Raw genomic sequence first — 26,987 nt, 5'->3', positions numbered from 1 at the left:
GACTGATCACAACAAGGAGGCACTTCCTCATGGTTCGTCGCTCGCACCTTCTGCGCTCCCTGCTGACCTTGGCGGTTGGCGGCGTGCTGACTTCATCGGTACTTGCTGCCGATGTCTGGCCGGCCAAGCCCATCCGTCTGGTTGTGCCTTACCCTCCAGGAGGCAGCTCCGACATCATTGCCCGCTCCATCGGGCAGCTGATTTCGCAGGAGCTCAAGCAGACCGTGGTGATCGACAACAAGCCCGGGGCCAACGGCAATCTGGGCGCTGAATTCGTCGCACGTGCGCCTGCCGACGGCTATACCTGGCTGCTGTGTGATCTGGGGGCGCTGGCCATCTCGCCCTCGATCTATACCAAGCTCAGCTTTGATCCCTCCAAAGCGCTGCGCGGCGCGGCCATGTTGGCTTACTCGCCTCATATGCTGGTGGTGCATCCATCGGTTCAGGCCAGCAATCTGAAGGAGCTGGTGGAGCTGTCCAAGAAGCAAGATCTGAACTTTGCTGTGACGGCTTCAGGCAGCGCGCCTCATCTGGCCGGGGTGGAGCTGGCTCGCATCACTGGGGCCAAGTGGGTGTATGTGCCCTACAAGGGCGGCGTGCAGTCGGTGCAAGACACCGTGGCAGGCCAGACCCAGGTGCTGATGAACGGCATGCTGGCCACCTATCCCCATGTGCAAAGCGGCAAGCTCAAGCTGCTGGGTATTTCCAAGAACACGCGTATGCCGCTGATTGCGGATGTGCCCACGCTGGCCGAGCAGGGCGCCCAGGGCTTTGCCTCTGGAACCTGGCAAGGCGTTGTGCTGCCAGCCCAGACGCCTGAAGCCGTGGTTCAGCGCGTGCATCAAGTGCTGCTCGGTGCTATCCGCTCGCCAGAAGTGCGAGCGCGCCTGATCGCTCAGGGGGCCGAGGTCATCACGATGACGCCCGCCGAAACCGACAAGTTCTTCAACGCCGAGCGTGCTCGCTGGCGCACGGTGGTTCAAACCGCCAAGTTGCAGCTGGATTGAGCTGCGCCGATCTTCTTTTCTCCTCTTTTTAAGGAATGACCATGTCTCCCCAGTACCTCAAAGAAGTGATGAGCTCAGGCTTGCTGTCCTTTCCCGTGACGGACTTTGATGCCAATGGCAACTTCAATGCCAAGGGCTATGCGGCACGCCTTGAATGGCTCGCCCCCTACGGCGCATCTGCATTGTTCGCGGCAGGCGGCACAGGCGAGTACTTCTCGCTTCACGGTGAGGAATACGGCCAGATTATCAAGACCGCCGTCGACACCTGCCGCGGCAAGGTTCCCATCATTGCCGGCGCAGGCGGCCCCACCCGCACGGCCATCGCACATGCTCAGGAAGCCGAACGACTGGGTGCCCATGGCGTGCTGCTTTTGCCGCATTACCTGACAGAAGCGGGTCAGGAGGGTCTGATCGCGCATGTGGAGCAAGTGTGCAAGAGCGTGGACTTCGGCGTCATTGTCTATAACCGCGACCGCTCCAAGTTCACACCGGAATCGCTGGCCATTCTGGCCGACCGTTGCCCCAACCTTGTGGGCTTCAAGGACGGTGTGGGCAACATCGAAACCATGTCCTCCATCTTCATGAAGATGGGTGACCGCTTCTCGTATCTGGGCGGCCTGCCCACGGCAGAAGTCTATGCCGCTGCCTACAAGGCGCTGGGAACGCCGGTGTACTCCTCCGCCGTCTTCAACTTCATTCCCAAGACGGCGATGCAGTTCTATGAAGCCGTGCGCACCGACGATCAGGCGACACAGCACAAGCTGCTCAAGGAATTCTTCATGCCTTACCTGAACCTCCGCAACCGCACGGAAGGCTATGGCGTCAGCATCATCAAGGCCGGAGCCAAGCTCGTGGGCCATGACGCGGGCCCCGTGCGCGCACCGCTGTCTGACCTCAAGCCCCAGGAGATGGAAGAGCTCAAAGCCCTGATCGACAAACTGGGCCCGCAATAAAAAAATAAAAGCGGTTCGTGGCGGGGCCTGCAAGGCTTCGCCACCTCAAGGAGACAAGCACATGAAAAAAGTACTGATCGCATTGGGTGCCACGCTCGCATTCGTAGCCCAGGCATCCGGCAGCTTTCCCGACAAGCCCGTCAACATCATCGTTCCCTTCCCGGCCGGTGGCTCCACCGATACCGTGGCACGCGCCTTGGCCCTGAGCATGGGCGAGCAGCTGGGCAAGTCTTTCGTGGTGGAGAACCGCCCCGGTGCCACAGGCACCATCGGCGCAGGCGCCGTCAAGCGCGCCCCGGCCGATGGCTATACCTTGCTTGTCGCCTCGCTGGGGCCGTTCGTGGTCACGCCCCATCTGGTCAAAAGCATTCCGTATGACGCGACCAAGGACTTCGACTACATCACCATCCCCGTGCAGGCCCCCAATGTGCTTGTAGCCAGTGCGACGCAAAAGGCACGTAGCGTTGCCGAGGTCGTTGCTGCGCTCAAGGCCAGCCCCGGCAAAGTCAGTTTTGCGAGCTCGGGCAATGGCTCCTCGGACCATCTGTCGGCAGAGCTGTTCTGGCAGCAGACCGGCACCGAAGCCGTTCATGTTCCCTATAAGGGCGGAGCGCCGGCCATCACCGATTTGCTTGGCGGTCAGGTGGATTTTTCCTTCCAGAACGTGAACGCCGTGCTGTCCCATCTGCGTAGCGGAAAGCTGCACGCCATCGCCGTGACCGGCACTCAGCGCTCGCCCGTGCTGCCTGATGTGCCCACGTTGGCCGAGGCTGGCGTCAAGGGTGCAGAGGTGTATTCCTGGCAGGGCATGGCGGCCCCTAAAGGCTTGCCCGCCGACGTGAAGGCCAAGCTGGCCAAAGCGGCCATCGCAGCGGTGCAGCAGCCCGACATCCGCAAGCGCTTTCTGGACCAGGGGCTGGAGATCGTCGCCAACACGCCAGAGGAGTTCACCCGCTTTCAGGTCAAGGAAAACGAACGCTGGAAGCAGCTGATCCAGACCCGCAAGATCACTGCCGATTGAGATAAAAACGGGCAGCGGCATTGCGCCGCTTCCCGCAGCTTTGCAGTGCAGAGCTGCTCAAGTCGATACCCCAAACAACAAGGATTTCCCGGCATGGCGACCTCCCGACCACGCGTACTCCAATACGGCAAGATGCCACTCCCCCAGCTTGATGCCGAACTGGCGCAGGCTTATGAGGTGAGCGTTCTTTCCGAGCAGCCCGACCCCGAGCGCTTTCTGGCCGAGCATGGCTCGCAATTCGAGTATCTGGTCACTTCGGCGGGCATGGGCCTGCCGGCACATGTCGTTGAGGCTTTGCCCAAACTGCATTTTGTGAGCAGCTTTGGCGTGGGCTTTGATTCTTTAGACCGAGAGTCGCTGACGCGTCAGGGGGCTCGCGTGGGCTATACGCCCGGCGTGCTCGATGACTGTGTGGCCGATCTGGCCTTTGCGCTGCTGCTGGATGCGACGCGTGGCCTCAGTGACGCGGACCGCTTTGTGCGCCGTGGTGACTGGGCTCGCAGTCGCTTTGGTATCCGCACGCGGGCCAGCGGCAAGCGTCTGGGCATCTTCGGCATGGGCCGCATCGGCTCCACCGTGGCGCGCCGCGCCTCGGGCTTTGACATGGAAGTGGCCTATTACAACCGCCGCCCTGTCGAAGGCTCTCCTCACCACTATCTGCCCTCGTTGCTGGAGCTGGCGCGCTGGTCCGATTTTCTGGTCATCACCGCTGCTGGCGGCGCGGGCACACAGCACCTGGTCAGCACCGAAGTGCTGGATGCGCTGGGACCGCAAGGCTTTCTGATCAATGTGGCGCGCGGCAGCGTGGTTGACGAAGCCGCTCTGGTTCAGGCCCTCAAACAACAGCGCATCGCCGGTGCAGGCATGGATGTGTTCGAGGACGAGCCCCGCCCCAACCCCGACCTGCTGGCGCTGGACAACGTGGTGCTGGCCCCGCATATCGCCAGCGGCACGCATGAAACCCGCCGCGCCATGGCCGACCTCGTGCTGCGCAATCTGGCGCAGTTCATCGCTTCGGGTGAGCCCGTGGCAGAGGTGCCGTGGTCAGCCGCGCAGCAGACCACCGCCAGCGTCGCATAGTCCTTTTCCCCAAGACCTCTCAAGAGACCTCCATGTCCTCTACCCCGACCATCACCGCAATTGAAGTCATCCCAGTCGCTGGCCGCGACGGTATGCTCATGAACCTCAGCGGCGCGCACGCGCCTTATTTCACGCGCAACATCGTGCTGGTGCATGACAGCGCAGGTCGTACCGGGGTGGGCGAGGTTCCGGGTGGGGAAGGCATACGCCTGGCGCTGGAGGACAGCAAACAGGTGCTGATCGGCCGCTCCATCGGCCAGCACCTGCAGCTGTTGCAAGAAGTGCAAAAGTCGCTGGAAGGTCGTGACACCGGCGGCCGTGGCTTGCAGACTTTCGATCTGCGTATCGGCGTGCATGCGGTCACGGCCATCGAATCTGCGTTGCTCGACCTGCTGGGTCAGCACCTGGGCGTGCCCGTGGCGGCCTTGCTGGGCGAAGGCCAGCAGCGCGAACGCGTGGAAATGCTGGGCTATCTGTTCTTCGTCGGCCCCAGCGACAAGACCGGCCTGGACTACGTCAAGCCCGGCGAAGATAAGCTGGGTCATGACGACTGGACCCAGGTGCGCCACATGACGGCCATGACGCCCGAGACCATCGTGCGCCAGGCCGAGGCTGCCTACGAACGCTACGGCTTTAACGACTTCAAGCTCAAGGGCGGCGTGCTGGCCGGCGAGCAGGAAGTTGAAGCCGTCACCGCGCTGGCCAAGCGCTTTCCCGAGGCCCGCGTCACGCTGGACCCCAACGGTGGCTGGCTACTCAAGGACGCCATCCGCCTGATGCGCGACATGCACGGCGTGCTGGCCTATGCCGAAGACCCCTGCGGTGCCGAAAGCGGTTTCTCGGGTCGCGAAGTCATGGCGGAATTTCGCCGTTCCACCGGCCTGCCCACGGCCACCAATATGGTCGCCACCGACTGGCGCCAGATGGTGCACGCGCTGTCGCTGCAGTCGGTGGACATTCCGCTGGCCGACCCGCATTTCTGGACCATGGCCGGCTCCGTGCGCGTGGGCCAGACCTGCCGCGACTGGGGCCTGACCTGGGGCTCGCACTCCAACAACCACTTCGACATCTCGCTGGCCATGTTCACCCATGTGGCGGCTGCCGTACCCGGCAAGGTCACGGCCATCGATACCCACTGGATCTGGCAAGACGGCCAGTACCTGACCCAGAACCCGCTGCAGATCAAGGGCGGCTTTGTGGAAGTGCCCAAGACCCCCGGCCTGGGCGTGACCGTGGACCGCGCCGCGCTGCAACGCGCCAATGCTCTGTATCTGGAACACGGCCTGGGCGCGCGTGATGACGCCATCGCCATGCAGCACCTGATTCCTGACTGGAAATTCGACAACAAACGCCCTTGCATGGTGAGGTAGTAAACACCCCCTGAGCGGCTTTGCCGCTTCCACCTCTCTCGCTACGCGGGAGGGTGATGACGCCATCGCCGCAAGGCGGCTCTTGCTCGGTGTCTCTGGCCTAGGGCGCGCCAGTTTTTCACGCCGCGCCCTGATCTGAAAAACGCTCTCTTCGCGTTCCTCTTTTTCTTACGGAGAACTTCATGTCCCGCTACGACAACCTCATCAACGGCCAGTGGGTCGAAGGCAAAAACTACGCCCCCAACACCAACCCCAGCGATCTATCCGATGTCATCGGCGAATACGCTCAGGGTGACGCCTCGGATGTGGAAGCGGCCGTTGCCGCAGCCGCAGCCGCTTTTCCAGCCTGGTCGGTCAGCGGCATCCAGGCCCGTTCTGACGCGCTGGACAAAATTGGCTCCGAGATACTGGCCCGCAAGGAAGAGCTGGGCGATCTGCTGGCCCGCGAAGAAGGTAAGACCCGCGCCGAAGGCATTGGCGAAGTGGCCCGTGCCGGTCAGATCTTCAAGTTCTTTGCTGGTGAATGCCTGCGTCTTGCGGGCGAAACCCTGCCTTCGGTGCGCCCCGGCATCGGTGTGGAAATCACCCGCGAACCCGTCGGCGTGGTCGGCCTGATCACCCCCTGGAACTTCCCCATCGCCATTCCGGCCTGGAAGATTGCGCCGGCCCTGGCTTTTGGCAACTGCGTGGTCTTGAAGCCCGCCGATCTGGTGCCCGGCAGCGCCTGGGCGCTGGCCGACATCATCCAGCGCAGCGGCATTCCCGCCGGTGTGTTCAATCTGGTCATGGGCCGTGGCCGTGTGATTGGCGAAGCCTTGGTACAACACCCCGGCATTGCGGCCATCAGCTTTACCGGCTCGGTGGGCGTGGGTCGTGGCATTGCGGCCGCCTGCGTGGCCTCGGGCAAAAAAGTGCAGCTGGAAATGGGCGGCAAGAACCCCCAGATCGTGCTGGATGATGCTGACCTGAACCAGGCCGTAGAGCTGTCGGCGCAAAGCTGCTTTTACTCCACCGGCCAGCGCTGCACGGCGTCCAGCCGTCTCATCGTCACCGACAAAATCTACCCGGCCTTTGTCGAAGCTCTGCAGGCCCGCATGGCAAAAATCAAGGTCGGCGATGCCCGTGCCGCAGGCACCGACATCGGCCCCGTTGTCAGCCAGGCACAGCTGGAGCAAGACCTGTCTTATGTGGAAATTGCCAAGGCCGAAGGTGCTGTACTTGCTTCGGGCGGTGGTCGCGTGGCTTGTCATACCGGAAGCGAAAAGCAAGGCTTCTTCATGCAACCGGCGCTGCTGGTAGACAGCACGCCCAGCATGCGCATCAACCGCGAAGAAGTCTTCGGCCCCGTGGCCAGCGTGATCCGCGTGAGCGACTACGAGGAAGCCCTGGCCGTGGCCAATGACACGGAATTTGGCCTGTCGGCTGGCATTGCCACCACCAGCCTCAAGTACGCCACCCATTTCAAGCGCCATAGCCAGGCCGGTATGGTGATGGTCAATCTGCCCACGGCGGGCGTGGACTACCACGTGCCGTTTGGTGGCCGCAAGGGCTCGAGCTACGGTCCGCGTGAGCAGGGCCGCTATGCCCAGGAGTTCTACACCACGGTGAAAACGGCTTACACCCTAGCCTGATTTGACACCATTTCCTTTTCTCTTTGACCGGGCCTTGAACCCGGTTTTTTTAGGCCCATGTCTGACGGTTTTTTTCAGACAAGCATCTATTTCTTGGGGCGCTTTTCCGACTCGACGGGTACACCACCCGGGCGGTGTAGCAGCTCCAGAAAACGCTGTGCTGCACGACTGATGGGACGATCTTTTCGCACCAAGCTTCCATATGCCTCCAGCTTGCGTCGCATCCGGTAGGGAAGGATATGCAACATGCCATGTGCAGCATTAATTGCGGCCACAGTCTGCGGGATCACGCCCACCATATCGGAGCTACGCACCAGATTCATCGTGGTCAGAATGGAGCCCGTCTCGATCAGCCCTCTTGGCAAGGGACTGCAGTTCTCTCTGAACTCCTGCTCGATCAAGGTTCGCATAGGACTGCCCGGGGGTTGCAGCACCCAGCTATAGGCCTGCAAGGCTTGAAACGTGATTGGCTGCGCCCGTCGTAACGGATGCTCATTGCTTACGATGACCGCCAGGCTCTCATCATCAATCACACGGAAGGTGCAGTTCTCTCCCGCAGCCGTCGTCATGCGGCCCAGCACCACCTCCAGCACCCCTTCCTGCAGCTGCGCCAGCAAGCGGTCACTGGTATCTACCGCTACCTCAACCTCCAGCAACGGCAGCTCCTTCTTGAGCTCCAGCAAAGCCTGGGTCAGTCGCCCCGGCGATGCGGCCATGATGCTACCAATCACCAGACGCCCGGCACTGCCGTGGCGCAGCTCACCAAGCTCACGATTCAACGCTTCGATGTTGCCGCGCAGCGAGTGAAAGTACGCCAAAACCCGTTCACCAGCTTCATTGCGTTGCAAGCGGCGCCCCACCCGCTCGAACAAGGGCTGCCCCAGAGCATTCTCCAGTTCATGCAGCATCTTGGTGGCCGCAGGCTGCGTTAATCCCAACACCGCCGCCGCAGCCCGCAGTGTTTGTCGCTCCTCAATCGCCAGCATCAGAGCCACCTGGCGCATGCGCAAGCGATTCAAAAGCTGTGGAGTGTTGTTCTGTTTGTCAATTGAACCCATGGTTTTGCTTGCTGATTCCTTCAGGTTATCGATTTATCAATAACTTTCAATTTACGTATATCAGAGCTCTCCCTAGGATCGGGGTGCGATGAGATAAAAAACACAGGAGACAACCATGCATAGACGCAATCTGCTTTCAGCCGCCTTGTGCGGTACTTTCCTGCTGTCCTGGCAAGTCCAGGCCCAGGAGTCGAGCAACTGGCCTACCAGACAGGTGCGCATGCTGGTTGGGTCTGCCCCGGGCGGCGGCACGGACGCCATGGCCCGCGCCGTAGCCGATCGGTTGGCGCCACTGCTCAAGCAGCCCGTGGTGGTAGAAAACCGCCCCGGTGTTTCGAACACAATGGCCGTAGACATCACCGCAAAATCTACCGACGGTCACACCATGGTGATGGGCGTGGTCACGGCCCATGCCATTGCCCCGCACCTGCTCAAGCTGGGCTACGACAACAACAAGGATCTGATTCCCGTGGCCTTCGTCGGCTCGGTGCCCAATGTGCTGGTGGTGGGGAATTCGGTCCCCGCCAACGCGGTGGCGGAGTTGGTCAGTATGGCCAAGAAGAACCCCAAGCACATCAACTTTGCCAGCAGCGGTACCGGCAGCACGCAGCATATTGCGGCCGAGGTTTTCAAGGACGCTGCGGGTATTGAAATCACCCATGTCCCTTACAAAGGCAGCGCGGCTGCTCTGGTCGATCTGGTCAGCGGCCAGGTGCAAATGAGCTTTGACACCATGCCCTCGGTGATCGGCCAGATCAAAGCTGGAAAGCTGCGTGCCTTGGCTGTCACCTCGCCCCAACGTAATGCGCAGTTGCCCCAGGTGCCCACCATGGCAGAAGCGGGTCTGGCCAGCGTAGAAATCAGTGCCTGGTACGGCATCTACATGCCGGCCTCCACACCAAAGTCGGTGCAGCAGAAAGTACATGACGAGGTCAATAAGGTCATTGCCATGCCCGAGACAAAAAACCGTCTGGAAGCCGTGGGTGCAGAGCTGCGCCCCATGGCCCAGACTGACTTCGCCACCTTCCACCTGGCCGAATACAAGCGCTTCGGCGACATCATTCGCAAGAACAACATCAAGCTGGACTGAATCATGGTTACCGCTTCCCTTCCCGTCGTCGCCTTGACTCTGGGCGATCCTGCAGGCATAGGTGCAGAACTCATCGCGCGCCTGCTGGCCAAACCCGAAGCCACGCAGCAGGCCAATTTGGTGCTGATCGGCGATGCCTGGCTGTGGGAACAAGGCCAGCGAATTGCCGGCGTACAGGTTGCTACCGTACCCGCGCAGAACCTGGTCGAGGTGCGCCACCGCAACGACGCCCGCCTGCCCGCCTTCATCGCCATGGAGACGGTTTCGTCCACCGATGTGGTGCTAGGCCGGGTCGGTGCAGCGGGCGGGAAATCGGTGCTGCAGGTACTCAACCGCTGCATGGATGCGGCGCTGGCGGGTGACATTGATGCCATCTGCTTCGCACCCCTGAACAAGCAGGCCATGAAGATGGGCGGCCTGCGCCATGAGGACGAGCTGCACCACTTTGCCGAGTACCTAGGGGCCGATGGCTACTTCTGTGAATTCAACACGCTGGGCGATCTGTGGACCTCACGCATCTCCTCGCATGTGCCGCTCAAGGATGTCGCCAGCTACCTGAGCGTGGAGCGTATCGCTCAGGCCGCCGAGCTGATCTACAAGGCCTTGCGCGCCAGCGGCATCGAAGCCCCAAAGGTGGCGATTGCCGGCTTCAATCCGCACAACGGTGACGGCGGCACCTGCGGCCGGGAGGAGATCGACATCATCGCTCCGGCCGTGCAAGCCTTGCAGGCCCGCGACTGGCCCAGCGATGCGCCTTTCCATGGTCCGTTTCCGGCCGACACCATCTTTCTGAAGGCCTTAGCTGGTGAGTACCAGGCCATCGTGACCATGTACCACGACCAGGGCCAGATCGCGATCAAGCTGCTGGGCTTCTCGCGCGGGGTGACGGTGCAGGGCGGCCTGCCTATCCCCATCACGACTCCGGCCCACGGCACGGCCTATGACATTGCCGGTCAGGGCCGCGCCAATGTCGAAGCCACCTGGCAGGCGCTGCAGATTGCTGCTCGCATGGGAACGGCTCACCGCAGCAAACAACAGGCCACGGCCTGACCGACTCCCGCAGGTGACCGCAGTCACTTGTCTTGTACACATTTTTTGTAGAGGTCTTTATGAAGATCAAGTCTGTCCGCGCCCGTGTCTTCCAGTGGAAGGGTAAAACCGTTCCGCCCCAGGGCAACTTCTGCTCCAACGCCATGGATCTGGTGTATTCCAACACCGAGTCCATGAGCACCTTCCGTTTCCATTCTTGGACCGTGGTCGAGATCGAAACCGATGACGGCATCGTCGGTATTGGCAACGTGGCACTGGCACCGAAAATCGCCAAGGCCATCATTGACGAATACCTGGCGCCGCTGGTCATTGGTCAGGACCCCTGGGACTACGAATACCTGTGGCAGCGCATGTACCGCGCCACCCATGCCTGGGGCCGCAAGGGCGTAACCATGGCGGCGATCTCGGCCGTGGATCTGGCGATCTGGGACATTCTGGGCAAGAGCGTGAACAAGCCCGTGTTCAAGCTGCTGGGCGGCCGCACCAAGGAAAAAATCCCTTGCTACTACAGCAAGCTCTATCGCACCGACCTCAAGGAAATGCAGGACGAGGCACAGAAATTTATGGACCAGGGTTTCACTGCCTTCAAGATGCGCTTTGGCTACGGTCCGGCCCATTTGCAGCAGGGCGTGAAGGAGAACCTCAAGTCGGTCGAAGCCATCCGCGAAGTCATCGGCTATGACAACGACCTGATGCTGGAGTGCTATATGGGCTGGAACCTCGAATACGCCAAACGCATGCTGCCCAAGCTGGCCAAGTTCGAGCCCCGCTGGCTCGAGGAGCCCGTGATTGCCGACGACATCGACGGCTACGCCGAGCTGAACAATATGAACATCATTCCGATCTCGGGCGGCGAGCATGAATTCAGCCTGTACGGTTTCAAGCAACTGCTGGACAAAAGGGCGGTTAGCGTCGTGCAGTACGACACCAACCGCGTGGGCGGCATCACGGCCGCACACAAGATCAACGCGCTGTGCGAGGCCTACTCCGTACCCGTGATCCCGCACGCCGGCCAGATGCACAACTACCACCTGACCATGAGCACGATCGCCTCGCCCATGGCCGAGTACTTTCCCATCTTCGATGTGGAAGTGGGCAACGAGCTGTTCTGGTACATCTTCGACGGCGAACCGATTGCCGACAATGGTTTCCTGCAACTCCGGGACGATGTACCGGGCCTGGGCCTCTCGCTCAAGACCGAGTACCTCGACCAGTTCGACATCATTGAATAAGGAGCCGCACCATGCCCGGACTTTCCAATCCCCGCTATCGCGGCATCTACCCCGTCGTTCCCACCACCTTCAACGAAGACGGCACGCTGGACCTGGTCAGCCAACGCCGTTGCGTGGACTTCATGATTGACTCCGGCGTGGACGGCCTGTGCATTCTGGCCAACTACTCCGAGCAGTTTCTGCTGGCCGATGAGGAGCGTGAAATTCTCACCCGCCTCGTGCTGGAACATGTGGCGGGCCGCGTGCCGGTGATCGTCACCACCACCCACACCAGCACTGCCATCTGCGCTGCCCGCAGCCGCCGCGCGCAAGACATGGGTGCGGCCATGGTGATGGTGATGCCGCCCTACCACGGCGCAACGTTCCGCTTCGGTGAGCCGCAGGTTCAGGCCTTCTTCCAGGGCGTGTCCGATGCCATCGATATTCCCATCATGATCCAGGACGCCCCGGCCGCAGGCACGCCGCTGCCACCGGCCTTCCTGGCCCGCATGGCCAAGGAGATAGCCCAGGTCAGCTACTTCAAGATGGAAACCGCCGGCGCGGCCAACAAACTGCGCGAATTGATTGCCCTGGGCGGCGAAGCCATCGAAGGCCCCTGGGATGGCGAGGAGGGCATCACCCTGCTGGCCGACCTGGAGGCCGGTGCCACGGGTGCCATGACCGGCGGTGGTTTTGCCGACGGCATTCGCCCGATCATCGAAGCCCACCGCAACGGCGACAAAGACAAGGCTTTCGAGCAATACCAGCGCTGGCTGCCGTTGATCAACCACGAGAACCGCCAGGCCGGATTTCTGGCCGCCAAGGCGCTGATGAAAGCAGGCGGCGTGATTGCCTGCGATGCACCACGCGCGCCATGGCCTGCACTGCACCCCGAGGTGCGCCGTCAGTTGCTGGATATTGCCCGTCGCTTGGACCCGCTGGTTCTGCGCTGGGCACGCTAAAAGGGTTGTGATGCCACGCTTTGACAATCTGATTGCCGGCCAATGGACGGCTGGCAAAAGCTACGCCCCCAACACCAACACCAACCCCAGCGATCTGTCCGATGTCATCGGCGAATACGCTCAAGGTGATGCCTCGGATGTGGAAGCGGCTGTTGCCGCAGCCACGGCCGTTTTCCCTGCCTGGTCCACCTCGGGCATCCAGGCCCGCTCCGACGCGCTGGACAAGATCGGCAACGAGATTCTGGCCCGCAAGGAAGAACTCGGCGATCTGCTGGCCCGCGAAGAAGGTAAGACCCGCGCCGAAGGCATTGGCGAAGTGGCACGTGCCGGTCAGATCTTCAAGTTTTTTGCCGGTGAATGCCTGCGCCTTGCGGGCGAGACCTTGCCTTCGGTTCGCCCCGGAATCGGCGTGGAGATTACGCGTGAGCCTATCGGTGTGGTGGGCCTGATCACGCCGTGGAACTTCCCCATCGCCATTCCTGCCTGGAAGATTGCCCCGGCCCTGGCCTTTGGTAACTGCGTGGTCTTGAAGCCCGCCGACCTGGTACCCGGCAGCGCCTGGGCCCTGGCCGACATCATCCAGCGCAGCGGTATTCCCGCAGGCGTGTTCAATCTGGTCATGGGTCGTGGCCGTGTGATTGGCGAAGCCCTGGTGCAGCATCCCGGCATTGCGGCCATCAGCTTCACCGGCTCGGTCGGTGTGGGCCATGGCATTGCGGCGGCCTGCGTGGCCTCGGGCAAAAAAGTGCAGTTGGAAATGGGCGGTAAAAATCCGCAAGTGGTGCTGGACGATGCCGATCTGGCCCAGGCCGTGGAGCTGTCGGCACAAAGCTGCTTTTACTCCACCGGTCAGCGTTGCACAGCATCCAGCCGCCTCATCGTCACCGACAAAATCTACCCGGCCTTTGTCGAAGCCCTGCAGGCCCGCATGGCAAAGATCAAGGTCGGCGATGCGCGTGCTGCCGGCACCGACATCGGCCCCGTGGTGAGCCAGGCCCAGCTGGAGCAGGACCTGAGCTATGTGGAAATCGCCCAGGCCGAAGGCGCAGTACTTGCTTCGGGCGGCGGCCGCGTGGCCTGCCACACCGGCAGCGGCAAGCAAGGCTTCTTCATGCAGCCGGCACTGCTGGTAGACAGCACGCCCAGCATGCGCATCAATCGCGAGGAAGTCTTCGGCCCCGTGGCCAGCGTGATCCGCGTCAGCGGCTACGAAGAAGCTCTGGCAGTGGCCAATGACACGGAATTTGGTCTCTCGGCTGGCATTGCCACCACCAGCCTTAAGTACGCCACGCACTTCAAGCGCCACAGCCAGGCCGGCATGGTGCTGGTCAACCTGCCCACGGCAGGCGTGGACTACCACGTGCCGTTTGGCGGCCGCAAGGGCTCAAGCTACGGCCCGCGTGAGCAAGGCCGCTATGCCCAGGAGTTCTACACCACGGTGAAGACGGCCTACACCCTGGCCTGATTCTCCTCAACGCCAAAAAGCACCGTTTCCTTGCCTGGATTCGGTGCTTTTTTTGCCCCCTGCAAGTTAGGCCTTGGGGGCAGCCATTAACCGGCCATGGCTCGATTGCGAGCTTCACGCTCTGCCGGCGTTTCGTTGCGCAGTTCGCGGAGCACTTCTTCGCGCGTTTTACCGGGTCCTTTGACGGCGGGAGGCATGGGGAAATTGCTTTCACTATATGACAGACGACCTTCTCGCATGGCGGCCTCTGTCTCTGCCTTGACCTGGTCGCGCGTTTTCTGGCTGATGAAATGCTCTGGATGCACCACAACGCCTGCTTCAGTGTTGGTCGGATGCTCGTAGGCCGCAGAAGCCATGCCGGGTAAAGCCAGGGCCAGCACGGCGCCAGCATTGGCAAGCAGTAAAGAAATGGACAGATGACGTTGGGACATGGCGCAATCTCCTGATGGAAGTGGATAAGACCTGACTCCCTCATGCCTTGGCGATGGGGTGAGTAGATGGCTTCATCGTAGAAACCCGAGCCCAACAGAATCAGGACAGCGAGGTGATATTCCTGTCAGTTTTCATAGCGCAGGAAAGTATCTCGATGCGACCATGAAAAAGGCAGCGCCTCTGGAGCAGGAAGCGCTGCCTTTTTTCTGAATATTTAGGTGTTTTCGGCCGCTAACGCAGACCTGATATACGCAAACAGCTCCTGCTTTAGAAAAACAGCAGGCGCACCCAAGGCGCTGCCATCACGTTCAGCGCACCGGCAATCATCATCACCAGCGAAGCCATCACGGCCTGAACCTCACCTGATTGGCGGGCGCGGGCCACGCCGCTGCCGTGGGCGGCACCGCCCCAGCTGGCGCCAGTGGCAAGCTTGCTGCGAATGCGGGGCAGAACGCGCAGCACGGTTTCGCCCAGCAGCATGGCGCTGACGCCGGTCAGCATCACAAACAGCGCGGCCAGATCGGTGGGGCCGCCCAGCACTTTTTCGGCCTCGACCGCAAACGGCGTGGTGATGCTGCGCACGGCCAGACCTTTTTGCAGCGCCTCGGACAGGCCAAAGCCCTCGGCAAACGCAATGGTGGTGGAAATGGACACCACGCTGGCCACCAGCACACCGGTGGCAATCGACATCCAGTGCTTGCGCAGCAGGGCGCGGTTCTCATGCAGCGGCAGGGCAAAGGCTACGGTGGTGGGGCCCAGCAGCCAGACCAGCCAGTGCGTCTGGGCGATGTACTGCGGGTAGCTCACGTGGGTGAGCAGGGACAGGCCGATCAGCACCATGGGTGTGGCGACGATGGGCATCAGCAGCGGGTGCGGGTGCTTGCGGTACAGGCGCTTGTTGACCCCGTAGCAGGCTACGGTGGCCAGCAGTGACAGCACGCCAAGCACTTCATTGGAGAGCATGGCTTACTCCATGCCCTGCGCCGCAACATCACGGCTGGATTTGCGCCGCGCCAGCCACAGCTCGAAGCGGTAGACGTGGTCCACGGCCAGTGCGGTCACGGCCATCACGCAGGCGGTGCTTGCCACGATGACGGCCAGAATGCGCAGGCCTTGATGGCGGATCAGCTCGGGATACTCGGTCACCACCAGCATGGCGGGCACAAAGAACAGCAGCATCTCGGCCAGCAGCCAGTTGGTGCCGGTCTGCAGCCAGCGGGCTTTGATGAGGCCGCTGAAGAGACCTACAGCCAGAAGCGCAAAGCCGATCAGCCCGGCCGGCATGCTCCAGCCAAAACGCTGGCGCAGCACATCCATGGCAATCCAGATAGCGCTAAGAAAAGCGACTTGCAGCACGGCTTTGGCCATGTGCCAAAGGGTCTGCTGAAGGGGATGGCTGCTGCCCTGAGCGCTGGGGGCTGCCGCTTCGGAAATCGATGACATGGGTAAATTCTAGGGTTTTCACTCATATTCTTGAAATGACTTATTCTCATTTTTTGCATGCAAAAAAGGAATCTCTATGGACTTGCGTGCCCTGCGTTATTTCATTGAAGTCGTGCGTCAGAACGGCTTTACCCGTGCGGCTGAAGCCCTGCATGTGACCCAGCCCACCATCAGCAAAATGGTCAAGGCGCTGGAAGACGAATTCGGCGGCCAGTTGCTGCTGCGCGAAGGCCGTGGCGTGCAGCTGACCGATGCCGGGCAGGTGGTGTACGACCGGGGCCTGGAGATCCTTGAGCAGGCTCAGTTGCTGCGCAGCCAGGTGGCCGAGGTGGACAACATCACGCGTGGCGACTTGTCCGTGGGCATCATGCCTACCGCCGGGCACTACATGGCACCGGTGATTGCGCTGTTTCAGCAGCGCTATCCGGGTGTGAACCTGCAGGTCAACGAGCAGGGTGCACGCGCCCAGTACCAGTTGATTCAGGAAGGCAAGCTGGACATGGCGCTGGGCCTGTTCTCTGAGCCCGATCCGGCGCTGGAGCGCTACACGGTGGCACGCCAGAAAACCCGCGTGGTGCTGCCCGCCAACCGCGTGACCGACCCTGAAGAGCCCATGCACTGGAGCGATCTGCGTGACTTGCCCTTTGTGCTCTACACCTCTGACTTTGCCCTGCACGAGCATGTGCTGCAGCAGTGCGAAGCAGCGGGCTTTACGCCCCAGGTCAAGCTGCAGACGCGTTACTGGGACTTTATCGGTCACCTTGTCGCTGCCAACGTGGGCGTGGGTGTGATGTTTGAGCATGTGATTGCGCGCTACGACCCGCAGCGCGTGGCCAGCCGCCCGCTGGTGGGGCCGGAGATCACCTGGGATGTGGCCCTGATGTGGCGGCCCGGCTATCTGTCGCGCGCCGCGCAGGCCTGGCTGGACTGCGTGCGAGAGGTGTATCCGCAGCCACTGGTGGGGGCGGCCGTTCCTGAATTTCAAAATTGATAGCTGCTTGCGCTTATCCAGTAAGTGCTACAAAGATTTTTGATTGAAAGCGCAGGCCTATGCCGCTGGCGCTAAGCTTCTGAACTATGCCTCGTCCGTTTTCATCCAATCGCCCCAGTACCGCAAAGCCCAATACGGCGCGCCGCAGCAACGTGGTGCGCCAGCCCGCGCCCCGCCCCGAGGTGCCTCGCCTGCTGTGCTTTCACAAGCCCTATGGCGTGCTGAGCCAGTTCACGCCCGAGGGCAAATGGCAGGGCCTTAAAGACTGGATTGATGTGCCCGGCGTGTACGTGGCGGGCCGGCTGGATGCAGACAGCGAAGGCCTGCTGCTGCTGACCAATGACGGCCAGTTGCAGGCCCGCATTGCCGACCCGCGCCACAAGATGGAAAAAACGTATTGGGTGCAGGTTGAGGGCACGCCCGCTGAAGCTGCGCTGCAGCGCCTGCGCGATGGGGTGGAGCTGAACGACGGCAAGACCTTGCCCGCCAAGGCCCGCCTGATAGCGCCGCAGCCTGAAATGTGGCCGCGCAACCCGCCCATTCGCGTGCGCCAGAACATTCCTGATTGCTGGATAGAACTCATCATCCGCGAAGGCAAAAACCGCCAGGTGCGCCGCATGACGGCGGCCATCGGTCACCCCACGCTGCGGCTGGTGCGCATGGCCGTGGGGCCTTATTCCATCGAGGGGCTGGAGCCGGGCCAGTGGGTGGATGTGCTGCCCGCCTGAGGCGGCTTAGCGCAGGGTATCGAGCTTGAGCAGCTCGTCTTCGTCCTCAGGCAAATCTACTGTCTGCCAGCGGGGCCAGCTCAGCCACGGGCGAAATACATCCCAGCCAAAATCGACCTGCTGCAGATTGCCCTTGAGCAGGGGCAGCGCAGCGTTGAGCGCAGTCTGGCGGCTGTGCACGCATTGCTGCACGGCTTGCATCATCTGCGAGCCCTGACCCAGAAAGCGCTGCCGCGCCAGCCCCTGCGCTGAAGGCAGGCATTGGGCATAAGCCAGCTGCAGTCTGTCAATGCTTTCGTTTTCGACAACGGCCACCAGCGGCTGCAGATGGCGCTGCAGCTGCGCTTCATCCATCAGTCCGCCCAGTCGCAGCTCCAGCACGCCTGCCTGAAAGCGGTAGCGTGCAGGCAAGGCCGCACGCAGGGTGTAGCTGCTGCCGCTGCGCGAGCTGGCGCGGTGGCTGAAGACCTGACTACCTTGCTCAAGCAGTGGCTGCACCAGCGTCAGCAGGGCTTGGCGGTGCTCTGCATCATCGACCTTCAGCGCAATATCAAGCTGAGTGCTGGCATAGCCGCGCAGCTCCTCGCGCAAGACCATCCAGCCTGCCGCATGGGGCGATGCAAACATCATCAAAGGCATGGAAATAAAGCCCAGAAAGCTGGCTGCCAGTGCCCATGCCGCGCGTGTTTGTGCGGCTTGCTGGGCTGGCTGGCGGGTGCTCAGCACATTGCCTGTGGTGTTGATCAAGGCACCCAGCGCAATCGCAAATGCAATGCCTGAAGCCAGCGATAGCATGTCGGGCGAATACAGGCCGCGGGGCAGCAGCAAAAAGGTGACCATACCCGCCGCGCAACCCGCCCAGATGACCAGCAGCGTCAGCAGATAGTGCGTGGCAGTGTTCTGCTGCGCCGCCTGTTGCCAGTCCAGTGCGGGGTTCTGCTCCAGCTCGCGTAGCAGTCGATTGCGTCGCCACTGGCGCAGGGGCAGCCACAGGATGGCGCTGACGATCAGCCCGGCCGCCATGCTGATGAACAGCGCCGCAAACGCCCACATCAGTAGCAGCGCCACTAATACCATGCCAATCCCGGCAATCCAGTTCATTCATCTTCCTTTTCTATAGCAGGCAGCGCTTGATACATAAGCGCAAGAGCGCAAGAGTGTGTTTTAACGGATCCTAAAAAAACGCCTGCTTTTGCAGGCGCTTTGGGGGCAAAGGTTTGAATCTGTCGTTCAGGAACAGGTCTTGTTATTAGCTCCGTGAGCGCCGGCTGCCTTGGCAGCGGCTTCGCTCATGTACTTGCCGGCCTTGGTCTTGCCGTAGTAGCGGTCGCCCTGGCAGTGGTAGATCTTTGTGCCTTCATTCACCCAGACCTGGCCGGGGCCACCGCCAGCCGCTGCGGTGGTTGCCGGTGCGGTCTTGGATGCGGCAGCAGGGGCAGCAGCCGGAGCGGCGGCGGCTGGCATAGCCTTGGCTGCAGGTGCCGCCGGTGCTGCGCTTGCCTTGGCCGTGGCGTCCTTATCTATGCCTTTATGACCTGCGCAAGTGCCTTTGGCGCTGGCCGCGCTGACGCTGGTGCCGTCTTTGCACACAAAGTTCTGCATGGCCGCTGCGGCAGGTGTAGCGGCAGGCGCAGCGCCTGCAGCAGGCGTTTGAGCAAAGCTTGCAAATGAGCCGCAGACCAAGGCCGAGGCCAGCCAGACTTTCAACGAAGTGTGCATGTGAGAACTCCCAGAGTTGGAACGACGTCACCAAGGCAGTGACGGGCACATGCTGCGCCAGCCGCTTTGTGTCTGCAAGAGGGCAAGTGTCAAATTCTGTGCAGGTGCTGGCCTTCAGCGGCTTTTAAGCTTCTCAGGTGCCGCTGACGTAGGGGTTCACCTTGCGCTCGCGGCCAAAGCTGCTTTCGGGGCCGTGGCCGGGGATGAACACTGTCTGGTCGCCCATGGGCCACAGGCGCTGCACGATGGAGTCAATCAGCTGCTGATGGTTGCCCTGGGGGAAGTCGGTGCGGCCAATGCTGCCGGCAAAAATCACATCGCCCACAAAGGCGCGGTCAATCTGTGCCGAGTGGAAAACCACGTGGCCGGGGGTGTGGCCGGGGCAGTGGCGCACGTTCAGCGTTTCCTGGCCAATCGTCACCGTATCGCCGTCATGCAGCCAGCGTGTGGGCACAAAGGGATCTGCATGTGGAAAGCCAAACATCGCGCCTTGCTGGGGCAGGCCGTCAATCCAGAACTGGTCGCCTTCGTGCGGGCCGATGATGGGCAGGTTGTGCTTGGCCGCCAGCTCGCTGGTGCCGCCTGCGTGGTCAATGTGGGCATGGGTAATCCACAGCGCCTTGAGATTCAGGCCCAGGCGCTCGACCTCCCATTCGATCTGCTCGATATCGCCGCCGGGGTCAATGATGGCGGCGTCCATGGTCTGGTCGCACCAGACGATGGAGCAGTTTTGCTGGAAGGCGGTGACGGGAACGGTGTGGTATTGCAACATCTGTGACTTGTATTTTTCGTGGGATGACGTAGTCTCGCGCGACGCGAACCCCGCAAGCATGACACGGCAGAGCCGAGGCATCAAAAGTGCCCATTCAGATTTTGGCGTCATCCCTCATTTGAGCTAGCAAAAATGCGCGTGCCCTATTTTGGTGCGTGCTGCTAACGTATTTGTGCTGCAAGGCAACGGGTAATGGCTTCATGGGAAGCGGCCCGACCCAGTTTCAAGATCATTCAGGCCGTATCCATGCCCGCGTAACGCACTGTCCTCCCAATTGGAGGAGTGGTTAGGGGTGGGTGAGCGTCTGGAGAACCGTTTTCAAACTCCAGGAGACTTTTCATGTCTACCCCTGCCAACCAGTCGACCAGCGCTCAGCGCATCGGCATCCCACGGGAAACCTTCCCGCTGGAAAAGCGCGTGGCCACCGTGCCCGAAGTGGTCGAAAAACTTATCAAGCTGGGCTTTTCGGTCTCGGTCGAATCCGGTGCTGGCGATGCGGCCAACTTCAGCGATGACGCTTACCGCGCAGCTGGCGCTGAAGTGTTGCCCACCGCCGCTGCGGTCTGGGCCGCTGCCGACATCATCTTCAAGGTGCGCCCGCCCACCACGGAAGAGGTGGCGCTGATGCGCGAAGGCCAGATTTTGCTGGACTTCATCTGGCCCGCCCAGAACCCCGATCTGATGCAGCAACTGGCCGCCAAGAAGGTCACGGTGCTGGCGATTGATTCGCTGCCCCGCACCTTGTCGCGCGCCCAGAAGATGGATGCGCTGACATCCATGGCCGGTGTCTCCGGCTACCGCGCCGTGATTGAAGCCGCCAACGCTTTTGGCCGCTACTTCAACGGCCAGATCACAGCCGCAGGCAAGGTGCCCCCGGCCAAGGTGTTTATTGCGGGCGCTGGCGTGGCTGGTTTGTCTGCGATTGGCACAGCAGCGAACCTGGGTGCCATCGTGCGCGCCAACGATACGCGGGCCGAAGTGGCTGATCAGGTCATCTCGCTGGGCGGCGAGTTCGTCAAGGTCGATTACGAAGAAGACGGCGCTGGCGGCGGTGGTTACGCCAAGGTGATGAGCGAAGGCTTTCAGGCCGCGCAGCGCGCCATGTACGCGCAGCAGGCCAAGGATGTGGACATCATCATCACCACGGCCCTGATCCCCGGCAAGCCTGCGCCCAAGCTGATTACGGCTGAGATGGTGCAGAGCATGAAGCCCGGCAGCGTGATCGTGGACATGGCTGCCGAGCAAGGCGGTAACTGCGAGTTGACCGTGGCCGATCAAGCCGTGGTGCGCCATGGCGTCACCATCATCGGCTACACCGACCTCGCATCGCGCCTGGCCAAGCAGTCGTCCACCCTGTACGCCAACAACCTGCTGCGCCTGACCGAAGAGCTGTGCAAGGCCAAGGATGGTGTGGCCGTGGTCAACATGGAAGACGACGCGATTCGCGGCCTCACGGTGGTGAAGAACGGTGAAATCACCTGGCCCGCGCCGCCCATTGCGCAAGCGCCCAAGCCTGCCGCCAAGCCCGCTGAAGCACCTGTGGTGCAGAAAAAAGGCGGCCACGGTCATGGCTCCAGCGGCCCGCTGCCTGCCAAGACGCTGGCCATCATCTTTGCGGTGGCAGCTGCGGTCTTCTGGCTGATTGGGGCTTACGCGCCTGCGGCCTTCCTCGGCCACTTCACCGTCTTTGTGCTTGCCTGCTTCATCGGCTACATGGTGGTGTGGAACGTGACGCCCGCGCTGCACACGCCGCTGATGAGTGTGACCAACGCCATCTCCAGCATCATCGCCATTGGTGCGCTGGTGCAGATTGCGCCGCCGGATACGGCAGGCACCGGCCGCCCTGATGAGCTGATCCGCTGGCTGGCGTTTGCCGCCGTGGTGCTGACGGCCGTCAATATGTTTGGTGGCTTCGCCGTGACCCGCCGCATGCTGGCCATGTTCCAGAAATAAGAAGAACGAGAGAGAAACACCATGTCCCAAAGTCTCGCAACGGTGGCCTACCTGGGCGCCGCTATCTTGTTCATCCTCAGTCTGGGTGGGCTGTCCAACCCTGAAACCTCACGCCGTGGCAATCTGTTCGGCATGATCGGCATGGGTCTGGCCGTGCTGGCCACCATCTTTGGCCCCCGCGTCGGCCCTAACGGCATGGCGTGGATTGTGGGCGCGCTGGTTGTCGGCGGCGGCATTGGTCTGTACGCAGCCAAGGTCGTCAAGATGACCCAGATGCCCGAGCTGGTCGCGCTGATGCACAGCCTGGTCGGTCTGGCCGCCTGCCTGGTGGGTTTTGCCAGCTATGTGGATACCTCCATCCAGCTGACAGGCGCAGAAAAAGCCATTCACGAGGTGGAAATTTACGTCGGCATCTTGATCGGTGCCGTCACTTTCTCCGGCTCGCTGATTGCCTTTGGCAAGCTCAATGGCAAGATCGGCGGCAAGCCCCTGCTGCTGCCAGGTCGCCACTGGATGAATCTGCTGGCGCTGCTGGTGGTGATCTGGTTTGGCCGCGAGTTTGTGCGCGCTGAAACCATTGCCGACGGCATGCTGCCCCTGATCGTGATGACGGTGATTGCCCTGCTGTTTGGCGTGCACATGGTCATGGCTATTGGCGGTGCCGACATGCCTGTGGTGGTGTCCATGCTCAACAGCTATTCGGGCTGGGCGGCTGCGGCCACCGGCTTCATGCTGGGCAATGATCTGCTGATCGTGACCGGCGCGCTGGTGGGCTCCTCGGGTGCCATCCTGAGCTACATCATGTGCCAGGCCATGAACCGCAACTTCATCAGCGTGATTGCCGGCGGCTTCGGCTCCGGCACACCCGCCAAGAAGGGCGATGCCGCTGCGGCTGAACCTCAAGGCGAAGTGACCCCCGTGAGCGCACAAGAGACCGCCGAGATGCTGCGCGATGCCAAGAGCGTCATCATCGTTCCCGGCTACGGCATGGCGGTGGCGCAGGCCCAGCACACCGTCAACGAAATCACCAAGACGCTGCGCGGCCAGGGCGTGAATGTGCGCTTTGCCATTCACCCCGTGGCGGGCCGCATGCCCGGCCACATGAACGTGCTGTTGGCCGAAGCCAAGGTGCCCTACGACATCGTGATGGAGATGGACGAGATCAACGATGACTTCCCCGAGACCGATATCGCCATCGTCATCGGCGCGAACGACATCGTGAACCCCGCTGCGCAGGACGACCCCACCAGCCCCATCGCCGGCATGCCGGTGCTGGAAGTGTGGAAGGCCAAGCAGTCCATCGTGATGAAGCGTTCCATGGCATCGGGCTATGCCGGTGTGGACAATCCGCTGTTCTACAAGGAAAACAACCGCATGCTGTTTGGCGATGCCAAGAAGATGCTGGATGAAGTACTGGTCGCACTGAAGAGCTAAAAAATCTTCCTAAAAAAGGAGCGGTTAGCGTTAGTCTTTCAAGGGTTTCAGGTTTAAAACTATCTGAATCCCTTGATTGGCAGGCGCTAGCTGCTCTTCTTTTTGTGCAATCAATGCAGTGCGATTTCGACCAGCAGCAGCGTGGCAATGCCCAGCATCAGCGCGCCCGAAATGCGCGACACCAGCAAGGCGGCAGATGGCCTTGTGCGCAACACCCTTTGCGACCCCCAGCCCACACCAAAGTACACCACGGCGCAACTGGCGGCATGAACGGCGCCCAGCGCCATGATTTGCGCTGACACCGGCCAGCTGTCATCGGGCCGCACAAATTGTGGGAGCAGGGCCAGCAGCAGCAACAGCTGTTTGGGGTTGAGCCCGCTGACGCTGGCGCCTTTCACCGTCCAGCGCCACCGTGCTTGCGGCTGCGCATCGCTGGTGTGGCTGATGGCGGCGGGGCTGCGCCACAGGCCTATGCCCATCCAGGCCAGATACAGCGCCCCGGTCGCCGTCAACGCCGTCAGCAGGGCAGGGCTCTGCGCCACCAGCGCACCCACACCGGCGGCCACTGCCAAGGTCGCCAGCAGTGCGCCGCAGGCCAGGCCGATGACGGCAGGCAGCACCAGCCGGCGCCCGCGCAGGCCCGCTGAAATCGCGTAAGCCCAGTCCGCACCGGGGGTAAGAACCAGAAGCAAGGAGACGGCCCAGAATGCAGTCAAAGCGGCGAACGACACGGTATTCCCTCGAAAAGCGTTGATGCAGAGAGAATATGGAAGTGCTGAGAGAATGTGCTCTCATAAATCGCCTGATTGATGCTTTGAATTGGAAGAAATCACCCCGTGAACTCGCTGGACCGGAAAATTCTTGCTGCGCTGGAAAATGATGGCCGCCTCACGGTCACCGAATTGGCCGAGCAGGTGGGCCTGAGCCTGTCGCCCTGCCACCGCCGCGTGCGGGCGCTGGAGGAGACGGGCGTCATCCGCGGCTACCGGGCCGAGCTGGCCCCGGCGGCGCTGGGGCTGGATTTTTCGTCGCTGGTGTTTGTCACGCTCAAGGACAGTACGTCCGTGCCTGCCTTTGAGGAAGCCGTGGCCCAGCTGCCCAGCGTGATTCAGGCCCAGCGCCTGTTTGGTGACCCGGACTATCTGCTGCAAGTCGTGGTGCGCGATCTGCCCGCCTACCAGCGGCTGTACGACGAGCGCCTGACCCGCCTGCCCGGCGTCTTGCGCATGACCTCTACGCTGGTGATGAAGCATGTGGTGACCAACCGTCCGCTGACTTCGGCCATGGAATAAAAAAAGCGCCGGTGACGCGGGTCACCGGCGCTTTGAAAGCGTTTTTCTGCTCCTGATATGAGATCTTCTATCGCTTGTTCTGCCTATGTTTTGAGATAAAAACTCTCTAAAAACATTGCAGATCAAGCGCTAGCAGCTTCTCTATCAATAGCGTGCTGAGATCAGGAACCCAGCTTGAGCGTGCCCTTCATCAGAGCCGAGTGGCCTGGGAAGGAGCAGAAGAAGACGTAGTCGGTGCCAGCCTTGAGTTTGGTCACGTCGATGTCCATCTTGGTGGTTTCGCCGCCGCCGATGACCTTGGAGTGTGCCAGCACGCGAGCGTCACCAGCCTTCACGTAGTCAGCCGCAGCACCAGCGGCCATGCCGTCGGTGATGGCCGCTTGCATGTCCGCAGCTGTGCTGATCGCGATGTTGTGGCCCATGGCAGTCTTGGGCATCTTGCCCACATGCTTGAGCGTCACGCTGAATTTCTTGCAGGACTTGGGCACATCAATGTTCTTGACGTTGAACTGCATGGCATCGTTGCTTTCCACAACGGTTTCGCAGCCTGCCGCCATGGCGGGCGCGCTCAGAGCGCCAGCAGCACACAGGGCCAGGGTCATCAGAATCTTCTTCATTGGTATTTCCCTTTTCTAAATAAAAACGGGAGCCACATGGCGCTGTCGTCACCAAGGCTCCACGTTTCATTTTTTCTAAAACCTGGCCTGCTGGATCAGTACAACTCATGCGCGCATGGGATGCACAGTTGCACCTTGCGCTGAAGGGCTGCGGCATGCATGTGCGTGTTCACCCACTGCGTGAGAATCAGATCGCCATGTCGTAGCCAATGGTGATGGGCGCGTGGTCTGAGAACTTCTCGCCCTTGTAGATCGACTCGGTACGCGCCAGCGCGGCGGTGGTCGGTGTGGCCAGGTGGTAATCCAGACGCCACCCCACGTTGTTTGCATAGGCCTGGCCGCGGTTGCTCCACCATGTGTAGCAGGCGTCCGTGGTGTCGGGCTGTAACTGGCGGTACACGTCAATCAGACCGCCGGTACTTTCAGTTTTGTGCAACAACTTTGTCATCCACGCCCGCTCTTCGGGCGTAAAACCGCTGTTTTTCTGGTTGCCGCGCCAGTTTTTCAGGTCAGCCTGCTGGTGGGCGATGTTGATGTCGCCACACAGAATGAACTCACGCTCGGACTTGAGCGCCATCAGGTGGGCATGCATCTTGGCCAGAAAGCGGAACTTGGCCCCCTGGCGCTCTTCACCTGAGCTACCGCTGGGAAAGTAAGAGCTGATGATGGAGAACTTGCGGCTGGGCGTGTCAAAGCGAACTTCGACATAGCGGCCCTCGGCATCGAACTCTTCCGCATCAAAGCCCACGATGACATCGCTGGGTTCGTGGCGTGTGTAAATGCCCACACCTGAGTAGCCCTTCTTTTCGGCAAACTGGAAGTAGCCCTTCATGCCGGCCAACACCTCGAAACGCCCGGCCATATCCGGGGCCTGGGCCTTGATTTCCTGGACGCAAATACAATCCGGCGCAGTGGCTTCGATCCAGGCGTGTACGCCTTTGGTCGTTGCAGAGCGGATACCGTTGAGGTTGAGGCTGGTTAATTTGAACAAGGATGAATCCATGGTGGTAGATAAGCAGCCAATGGACGGTGCAGACCGTCTGGCGCAGGATTTTGTGCAGTTTGCCGTTGATTCGGGCGTGCTGCGTTTGGGTGAGTTCAAGACCAAGGCCGGGCGTCTGAGCCCGTACTTTTTCAATGCAGGTCTGTTCGACGATGGGGCCAAGATGGCTCTTCTGTCTGAATTCTATGCAAAAGCCATTCTGGCCAGCGGCATGGAGTTTGATATGGTCTTCGGCCCCGCCTACAAGGGCATCCCTCTGGCCGCAACCGTGGCGGTGGAGCTGGCGCGTCAGGGCAAGAACGTGCCTTTTGCTTACAACCGCAAGGAAGCCAAGGACCACGGCGAAGGCGGTACGCTGGTCGGCGCTCCCCTCAAAGGCCGTGTGCTCATCATTGATGATGTGATGTCGGCTGGCACCGCTGCGCGCGAGTCCATTGCTATCATCAAGGCCGCTGGTGCCGAACCCCATGCTGTGGCGATTGCTCTGGACCGCCAGGAAATGGCGACCGAGAACGGTCAGGACGTGGCCCACAGCGCTGTGCAATATGTGCGCAACCAGCTGGGTATGCAGGTTTGTGCGATTGCCAAGCTGGCAGACTTGTTGCTTTATCTTGAGCAGCAAGGCAGCGGTGCCGGTGGTGAACATCACGAACGCGTGCTGGCCTATCGCCAGCGTTACGGTGTAGACGACAAGGAATAAACAGG

At 61.3% G+C, this 26,987-nt stretch carries 27 protein-coding genes; 17 read left to right on the top strand and 10 right to left on the bottom strand.

All coding sequences use genetic code 11. The features are described from left to right. The first annotated feature begins 29 nt into the window (after window positions 1–29). The 6 genes from RSF91_RS07045 (at window position 30) to RSF91_RS07020 (ending at window position 7,062) form a co-directional block, all read left to right on the top strand. A complete protein-coding gene (locus tag RSF91_RS07045) occupies window positions 30–1,007 on the top strand; it encodes a Bug family tripartite tricarboxylate transporter substrate binding protein (RefSeq protein WP_332567741.1) in 978 nt (325 codons plus the stop codon). Between the two features lie 41 nt (window positions 1,008–1,048). Further along, window positions 1,049–1,960, top strand: a complete 912-nt coding sequence (kdgD, locus tag RSF91_RS07040; protein WP_332567740.1) for a 5-dehydro-4-deoxyglucarate dehydratase — start codon at window positions 1,049–1,051, stop codon at window positions 1,958–1,960. A gap of 61 nt (window positions 1,961–2,021) precedes the next feature. After that, window positions 2,022–2,981: a Bug family tripartite tricarboxylate transporter substrate binding protein gene (locus RSF91_RS07035; RefSeq protein ID WP_332567739.1), complete on the top strand. Its 960-nt coding sequence runs from the start codon at window positions 2,022–2,024 to the stop codon at window positions 2,979–2,981. 93 nt (window positions 2,982–3,074) lie between these two features. Beyond that, a complete protein-coding gene (locus RSF91_RS07030; protein WP_332567738.1) occupies window positions 3,075–4,061 on the top strand; it encodes a 2-hydroxyacid dehydrogenase in 987 nt (328 codons plus the stop codon). A gap of 32 nt (window positions 4,062–4,093) precedes the next feature. Beyond that, entirely contained in the window at window positions 4,094–5,431 is a 1,338-nt protein-coding gene (locus RSF91_RS07025) for an enolase C-terminal domain-like protein (RefSeq protein ID WP_332567737.1), read from the top strand. Between the two features lie 182 nt (window positions 5,432–5,613). Continuing rightward, a complete protein-coding gene (locus RSF91_RS07020) occupies window positions 5,614–7,062 on the top strand; it encodes an aldehyde dehydrogenase family protein (protein ID WP_332567736.1) in 1,449 nt (482 codons plus the stop codon). An 86-nt stretch (window positions 7,063–7,148) separates the two neighbouring features. Here RSF91_RS07020 and RSF91_RS07015 read toward each other — a convergent pair whose 3' ends face one another. Continuing rightward, window positions 7,149–8,120: a LysR family transcriptional regulator gene (locus tag RSF91_RS07015; RefSeq protein WP_332567735.1), complete on the bottom strand. Its 972-nt coding sequence runs from the start codon at window positions 8,118–8,120 to the stop codon at window positions 7,149–7,151. Window positions 8,121–8,235: 115 nt separating this feature from the next. Here RSF91_RS07015 and RSF91_RS07010 point away from each other — a divergent pair, with 115 nt between their 5' ends. The 5 genes from RSF91_RS07010 to RSF91_RS06990 are packed head-to-tail and all read left to right on the top strand — an operon-like array spanning window position 8,236 to window position 13,898. Further along, a complete protein-coding gene (locus RSF91_RS07010; RefSeq protein WP_332567734.1) occupies window positions 8,236–9,210 on the top strand; it encodes a Bug family tripartite tricarboxylate transporter substrate binding protein in 975 nt (324 codons plus the stop codon). Window positions 9,211–9,213: 3 nt separating this feature from the next. Beyond that, window positions 9,214–10,260: a 4-hydroxythreonine-4-phosphate dehydrogenase PdxA gene (locus RSF91_RS07005; protein ID WP_332567733.1), complete on the top strand. Its 1,047-nt coding sequence runs from the start codon at window positions 9,214–9,216 to the stop codon at window positions 10,258–10,260. Window positions 10,261–10,319: 59 nt separating this feature from the next. After that, the gene (locus tag RSF91_RS07000) at window positions 10,320–11,492 is read left to right on the top strand and encodes an L-rhamnonate dehydratase (RefSeq protein ID WP_332567732.1); all 1,173 of its coding nucleotides are present in this window, start codon (window positions 10,320–10,322) and stop codon (window positions 11,490–11,492) included. A gap of 11 nt (window positions 11,493–11,503) precedes the next feature. Further along, window positions 11,504–12,433: a dihydrodipicolinate synthase family protein gene (locus RSF91_RS06995; RefSeq protein ID WP_332567731.1), complete on the top strand. Its 930-nt coding sequence runs from the start codon at window positions 11,504–11,506 to the stop codon at window positions 12,431–12,433. A gap of 10 nt (window positions 12,434–12,443) precedes the next feature. Further along, window positions 12,444–13,898: an aldehyde dehydrogenase family protein gene (locus RSF91_RS06990; protein WP_332567730.1), complete on the top strand. Its 1,455-nt coding sequence runs from the start codon at window positions 12,444–12,446 to the stop codon at window positions 13,896–13,898. Window positions 13,899–13,984: 86 nt separating this feature from the next. Here RSF91_RS06990 and RSF91_RS06985 read toward each other — a convergent pair whose 3' ends face one another. The 3 genes from RSF91_RS06985 to RSF91_RS06975 form a co-directional block, all read right to left on the bottom strand. Continuing rightward, entirely contained in the window at window positions 13,985–14,329 is a 345-nt protein-coding gene (locus RSF91_RS06985; RefSeq protein ID WP_332567729.1) for a DUF4148 domain-containing protein, read from the bottom strand. A gap of 268 nt (window positions 14,330–14,597) precedes the next feature. Next, a complete protein-coding gene (locus tag RSF91_RS06980; RefSeq protein WP_332567728.1) occupies window positions 14,598–15,293 on the bottom strand; it encodes an LrgB family protein in 696 nt (231 codons plus the stop codon). 3 nt (window positions 15,294–15,296) lie between these two features. Continuing rightward, complete coding sequence (locus RSF91_RS06975; RefSeq protein ID WP_332567727.1) at window positions 15,297–15,773, bottom strand: CidA/LrgA family protein; 477 nt, start codon at window positions 15,771–15,773, stop codon at window positions 15,297–15,299. Window positions 15,774–15,849: 76 nt separating this feature from the next. On the opposite strand from RSF91_RS06975, the gene RSF91_RS06970 reads away from it, so the two are divergent. Both RSF91_RS06970 and RSF91_RS06965 read left to right on the top strand, forming a co-directional pair. After that, window positions 15,850–16,764 (top strand): LysR family transcriptional regulator, encoded by a 915-nt coding sequence (locus RSF91_RS06970; protein WP_332567726.1) that lies wholly within the window; start codon window positions 15,850–15,852, stop codon window positions 16,762–16,764. 86 nt (window positions 16,765–16,850) lie between these two features. Further along, window positions 16,851–17,492 (top strand): pseudouridine synthase, encoded by a 642-nt coding sequence (locus RSF91_RS06965; protein ID WP_332567725.1) that lies wholly within the window; start codon window positions 16,851–16,853, stop codon window positions 17,490–17,492. Between the two features lie 6 nt (window positions 17,493–17,498). Here the strand turns inward: RSF91_RS06965 and RSF91_RS06960 are convergent, their stop codons facing one another. The 3 genes from RSF91_RS06960 to RSF91_RS06950 form a co-directional block, all read right to left on the bottom strand. Then, entirely contained in the window at window positions 17,499–18,593 is a 1,095-nt protein-coding gene (locus tag RSF91_RS06960; protein ID WP_332567724.1) for a hypothetical protein, read from the bottom strand. Window positions 18,594–18,722: 129 nt separating this feature from the next. Continuing rightward, window positions 18,723–19,211: a hypothetical protein gene (locus RSF91_RS06955; RefSeq protein WP_332567723.1), complete on the bottom strand. Its 489-nt coding sequence runs from the start codon at window positions 19,209–19,211 to the stop codon at window positions 18,723–18,725. A gap of 133 nt (window positions 19,212–19,344) precedes the next feature. Further along, a complete protein-coding gene (locus RSF91_RS06950) occupies window positions 19,345–19,983 on the bottom strand; it encodes an MBL fold metallo-hydrolase (RefSeq protein WP_332567722.1) in 639 nt (212 codons plus the stop codon). A 339-nt stretch (window positions 19,984–20,322) separates the two neighbouring features. Here RSF91_RS06950 and RSF91_RS06945 point away from each other — a divergent pair, with 339 nt between their 5' ends. Together RSF91_RS06945 and pntB are read left to right on the top strand one after the other, a co-directional pair. Then, window positions 20,323–21,936 (top strand): Re/Si-specific NAD(P)(+) transhydrogenase subunit alpha, encoded by a 1,614-nt coding sequence (locus tag RSF91_RS06945; protein ID WP_332567721.1) that lies wholly within the window; start codon window positions 20,323–20,325, stop codon window positions 21,934–21,936. A 21-nt stretch (window positions 21,937–21,957) separates the two neighbouring features. Further along, on the top strand, window positions 21,958–23,370 hold the full coding sequence (gene pntB / locus RSF91_RS06940; RefSeq protein ID WP_332567720.1) for a Re/Si-specific NAD(P)(+) transhydrogenase subunit beta: 1,413 nt from the start codon (window positions 21,958–21,960) through the stop codon (window positions 23,368–23,370). A 110-nt stretch (window positions 23,371–23,480) separates the two neighbouring features. Here the strand turns inward: pntB and RSF91_RS06935 are convergent, their stop codons facing one another. Beyond that, entirely contained in the window at window positions 23,481–24,101 is a 621-nt protein-coding gene (locus RSF91_RS06935) for a LysE family translocator (protein ID WP_332567719.1), read from the bottom strand. Between the two features lie 105 nt (window positions 24,102–24,206). Here RSF91_RS06935 and RSF91_RS06930 point away from each other — a divergent pair, with 105 nt between their 5' ends. Further along, complete coding sequence (locus tag RSF91_RS06930) at window positions 24,207–24,662, top strand: Lrp/AsnC family transcriptional regulator (protein WP_332567718.1); 456 nt, start codon at window positions 24,207–24,209, stop codon at window positions 24,660–24,662. Window positions 24,663–24,823: 161 nt separating this feature from the next. On the opposite strand, the gene azu is transcribed toward RSF91_RS06930, so the two are convergent. Together azu and RSF91_RS06920 are read right to left on the bottom strand one after the other, a co-directional pair. Continuing rightward, window positions 24,824–25,279, bottom strand: a complete 456-nt coding sequence (azu, locus tag RSF91_RS06925; protein WP_332567717.1) for an azurin — start codon at window positions 25,277–25,279, stop codon at window positions 24,824–24,826. A 187-nt stretch (window positions 25,280–25,466) separates the two neighbouring features. After that, window positions 25,467–26,270 carry an exodeoxyribonuclease III gene (locus tag RSF91_RS06920; RefSeq protein ID WP_332567716.1) on the bottom strand — a complete coding sequence of 268 codons (804 nt, stop codon included), beginning with the start codon at window positions 26,268–26,270 and terminating at the stop codon, window positions 25,467–25,469. A gap of 10 nt (window positions 26,271–26,280) precedes the next feature. On the opposite strand from RSF91_RS06920, the gene pyrE reads away from it, so the two are divergent. Next, window positions 26,281–26,982, top strand: a complete 702-nt coding sequence (pyrE, locus tag RSF91_RS06915) for an orotate phosphoribosyltransferase (RefSeq protein ID WP_332567715.1) — start codon at window positions 26,281–26,283, stop codon at window positions 26,980–26,982. The last annotated feature ends 5 nt before the right edge of the window (window positions 26,983–26,987 follow it).

Origin of the sequence: Comamonas sp. (assembly GCF_036643215.1) — a bacterium.
Taxonomy (GTDB): Bacteria; Pseudomonadota; Gammaproteobacteria; order Burkholderiales; family Burkholderiaceae_C; genus Comamonas.
Note: the sequence above shows the minus strand (reverse complement) of the source record. Positions and strands in the feature narration are given on the sequence as shown.

Bases quoted from the DNA above. Each gene is read 5' to 3' on its own strand.
- RSF91_RS07045 (WP_332567741.1), top strand. From the start codon at position 30: ATGGTTCGTCGCTCGCACCTTCTGCGCTCCCTGCTGACCTTGGCGGTT.
- kdgD (WP_332567740.1), top strand. From the start codon at position 1,049: ATGTCTCCCCAGTACCTCAAAGAAGTGATGAGCTCAGGCTTGCTGTCC.
- RSF91_RS07035 (WP_332567739.1), top strand. From the start codon at position 2,022: ATGAAAAAAGTACTGATCGCATTGGGTGCCACGCTCGCATTCGTAGCC.
- RSF91_RS07030 (WP_332567738.1), top strand. From the start codon at position 3,075: ATGGCGACCTCCCGACCACGCGTACTCCAATACGGCAAGATGCCACTC.
- RSF91_RS07025 (WP_332567737.1), top strand. From the start codon at position 4,094: ATGTCCTCTACCCCGACCATCACCGCAATTGAAGTCATCCCAGTCGCT.
- RSF91_RS07020 (WP_332567736.1), top strand. From the start codon at position 5,614: ATGTCCCGCTACGACAACCTCATCAACGGCCAGTGGGTCGAAGGCAAA.
- RSF91_RS07015 (WP_332567735.1), bottom strand. From the start codon at position 8,120: ATGGGTTCAATTGACAAACAGAACAACACTCCACAGCTTTTGAATCGC.
- RSF91_RS07010 (WP_332567734.1), top strand. From the start codon at position 8,236: ATGCATAGACGCAATCTGCTTTCAGCCGCCTTGTGCGGTACTTTCCTG.
- RSF91_RS07005 (WP_332567733.1), top strand. From the start codon at position 9,214: ATGGTTACCGCTTCCCTTCCCGTCGTCGCCTTGACTCTGGGCGATCCT.
- RSF91_RS07000 (WP_332567732.1), top strand. From the start codon at position 10,320: ATGAAGATCAAGTCTGTCCGCGCCCGTGTCTTCCAGTGGAAGGGTAAA.
- RSF91_RS06995 (WP_332567731.1), top strand. From the start codon at position 11,504: ATGCCCGGACTTTCCAATCCCCGCTATCGCGGCATCTACCCCGTCGTT.
- RSF91_RS06990 (WP_332567730.1), top strand. From the start codon at position 12,444: ATGCCACGCTTTGACAATCTGATTGCCGGCCAATGGACGGCTGGCAAA.
- RSF91_RS06985 (WP_332567729.1), bottom strand. From the start codon at position 14,329: ATGTCCCAACGTCATCTGTCCATTTCTTTACTGCTTGCCAATGCTGGC.
- RSF91_RS06980 (WP_332567728.1), bottom strand. From the start codon at position 15,293: ATGCTCTCCAATGAAGTGCTTGGCGTGCTGTCACTGCTGGCCACCGTA.
- RSF91_RS06975 (WP_332567727.1), bottom strand. From the start codon at position 15,773: ATGTCATCGATTTCCGAAGCGGCAGCCCCCAGCGCTCAGGGCAGCAGC.
- RSF91_RS06970 (WP_332567726.1), top strand. From the start codon at position 15,850: ATGGACTTGCGTGCCCTGCGTTATTTCATTGAAGTCGTGCGTCAGAAC.
- RSF91_RS06965 (WP_332567725.1), top strand. From the start codon at position 16,851: ATGCCTCGTCCGTTTTCATCCAATCGCCCCAGTACCGCAAAGCCCAAT.
- RSF91_RS06960 (WP_332567724.1), bottom strand. From the start codon at position 18,593: ATGAACTGGATTGCCGGGATTGGCATGGTATTAGTGGCGCTGCTACTG.
- RSF91_RS06955 (WP_332567723.1), bottom strand. From the start codon at position 19,211: ATGCACACTTCGTTGAAAGTCTGGCTGGCCTCGGCCTTGGTCTGCGGC.
- RSF91_RS06950 (WP_332567722.1), bottom strand. From the start codon at position 19,983: ATGTTGCAATACCACACCGTTCCCGTCACCGCCTTCCAGCAAAACTGC.
- RSF91_RS06945 (WP_332567721.1), top strand. From the start codon at position 20,323: ATGTCTACCCCTGCCAACCAGTCGACCAGCGCTCAGCGCATCGGCATC.
- pntB (WP_332567720.1), top strand. From the start codon at position 21,958: ATGTCCCAAAGTCTCGCAACGGTGGCCTACCTGGGCGCCGCTATCTTG.
- azu (WP_332567717.1), bottom strand. From the start codon at position 25,279: ATGAAGAAGATTCTGATGACCCTGGCCCTGTGTGCTGCTGGCGCTCTG.
- pyrE (WP_332567715.1), top strand. From the start codon at position 26,281: ATGGTGGTAGATAAGCAGCCAATGGACGGTGCAGACCGTCTGGCGCAG.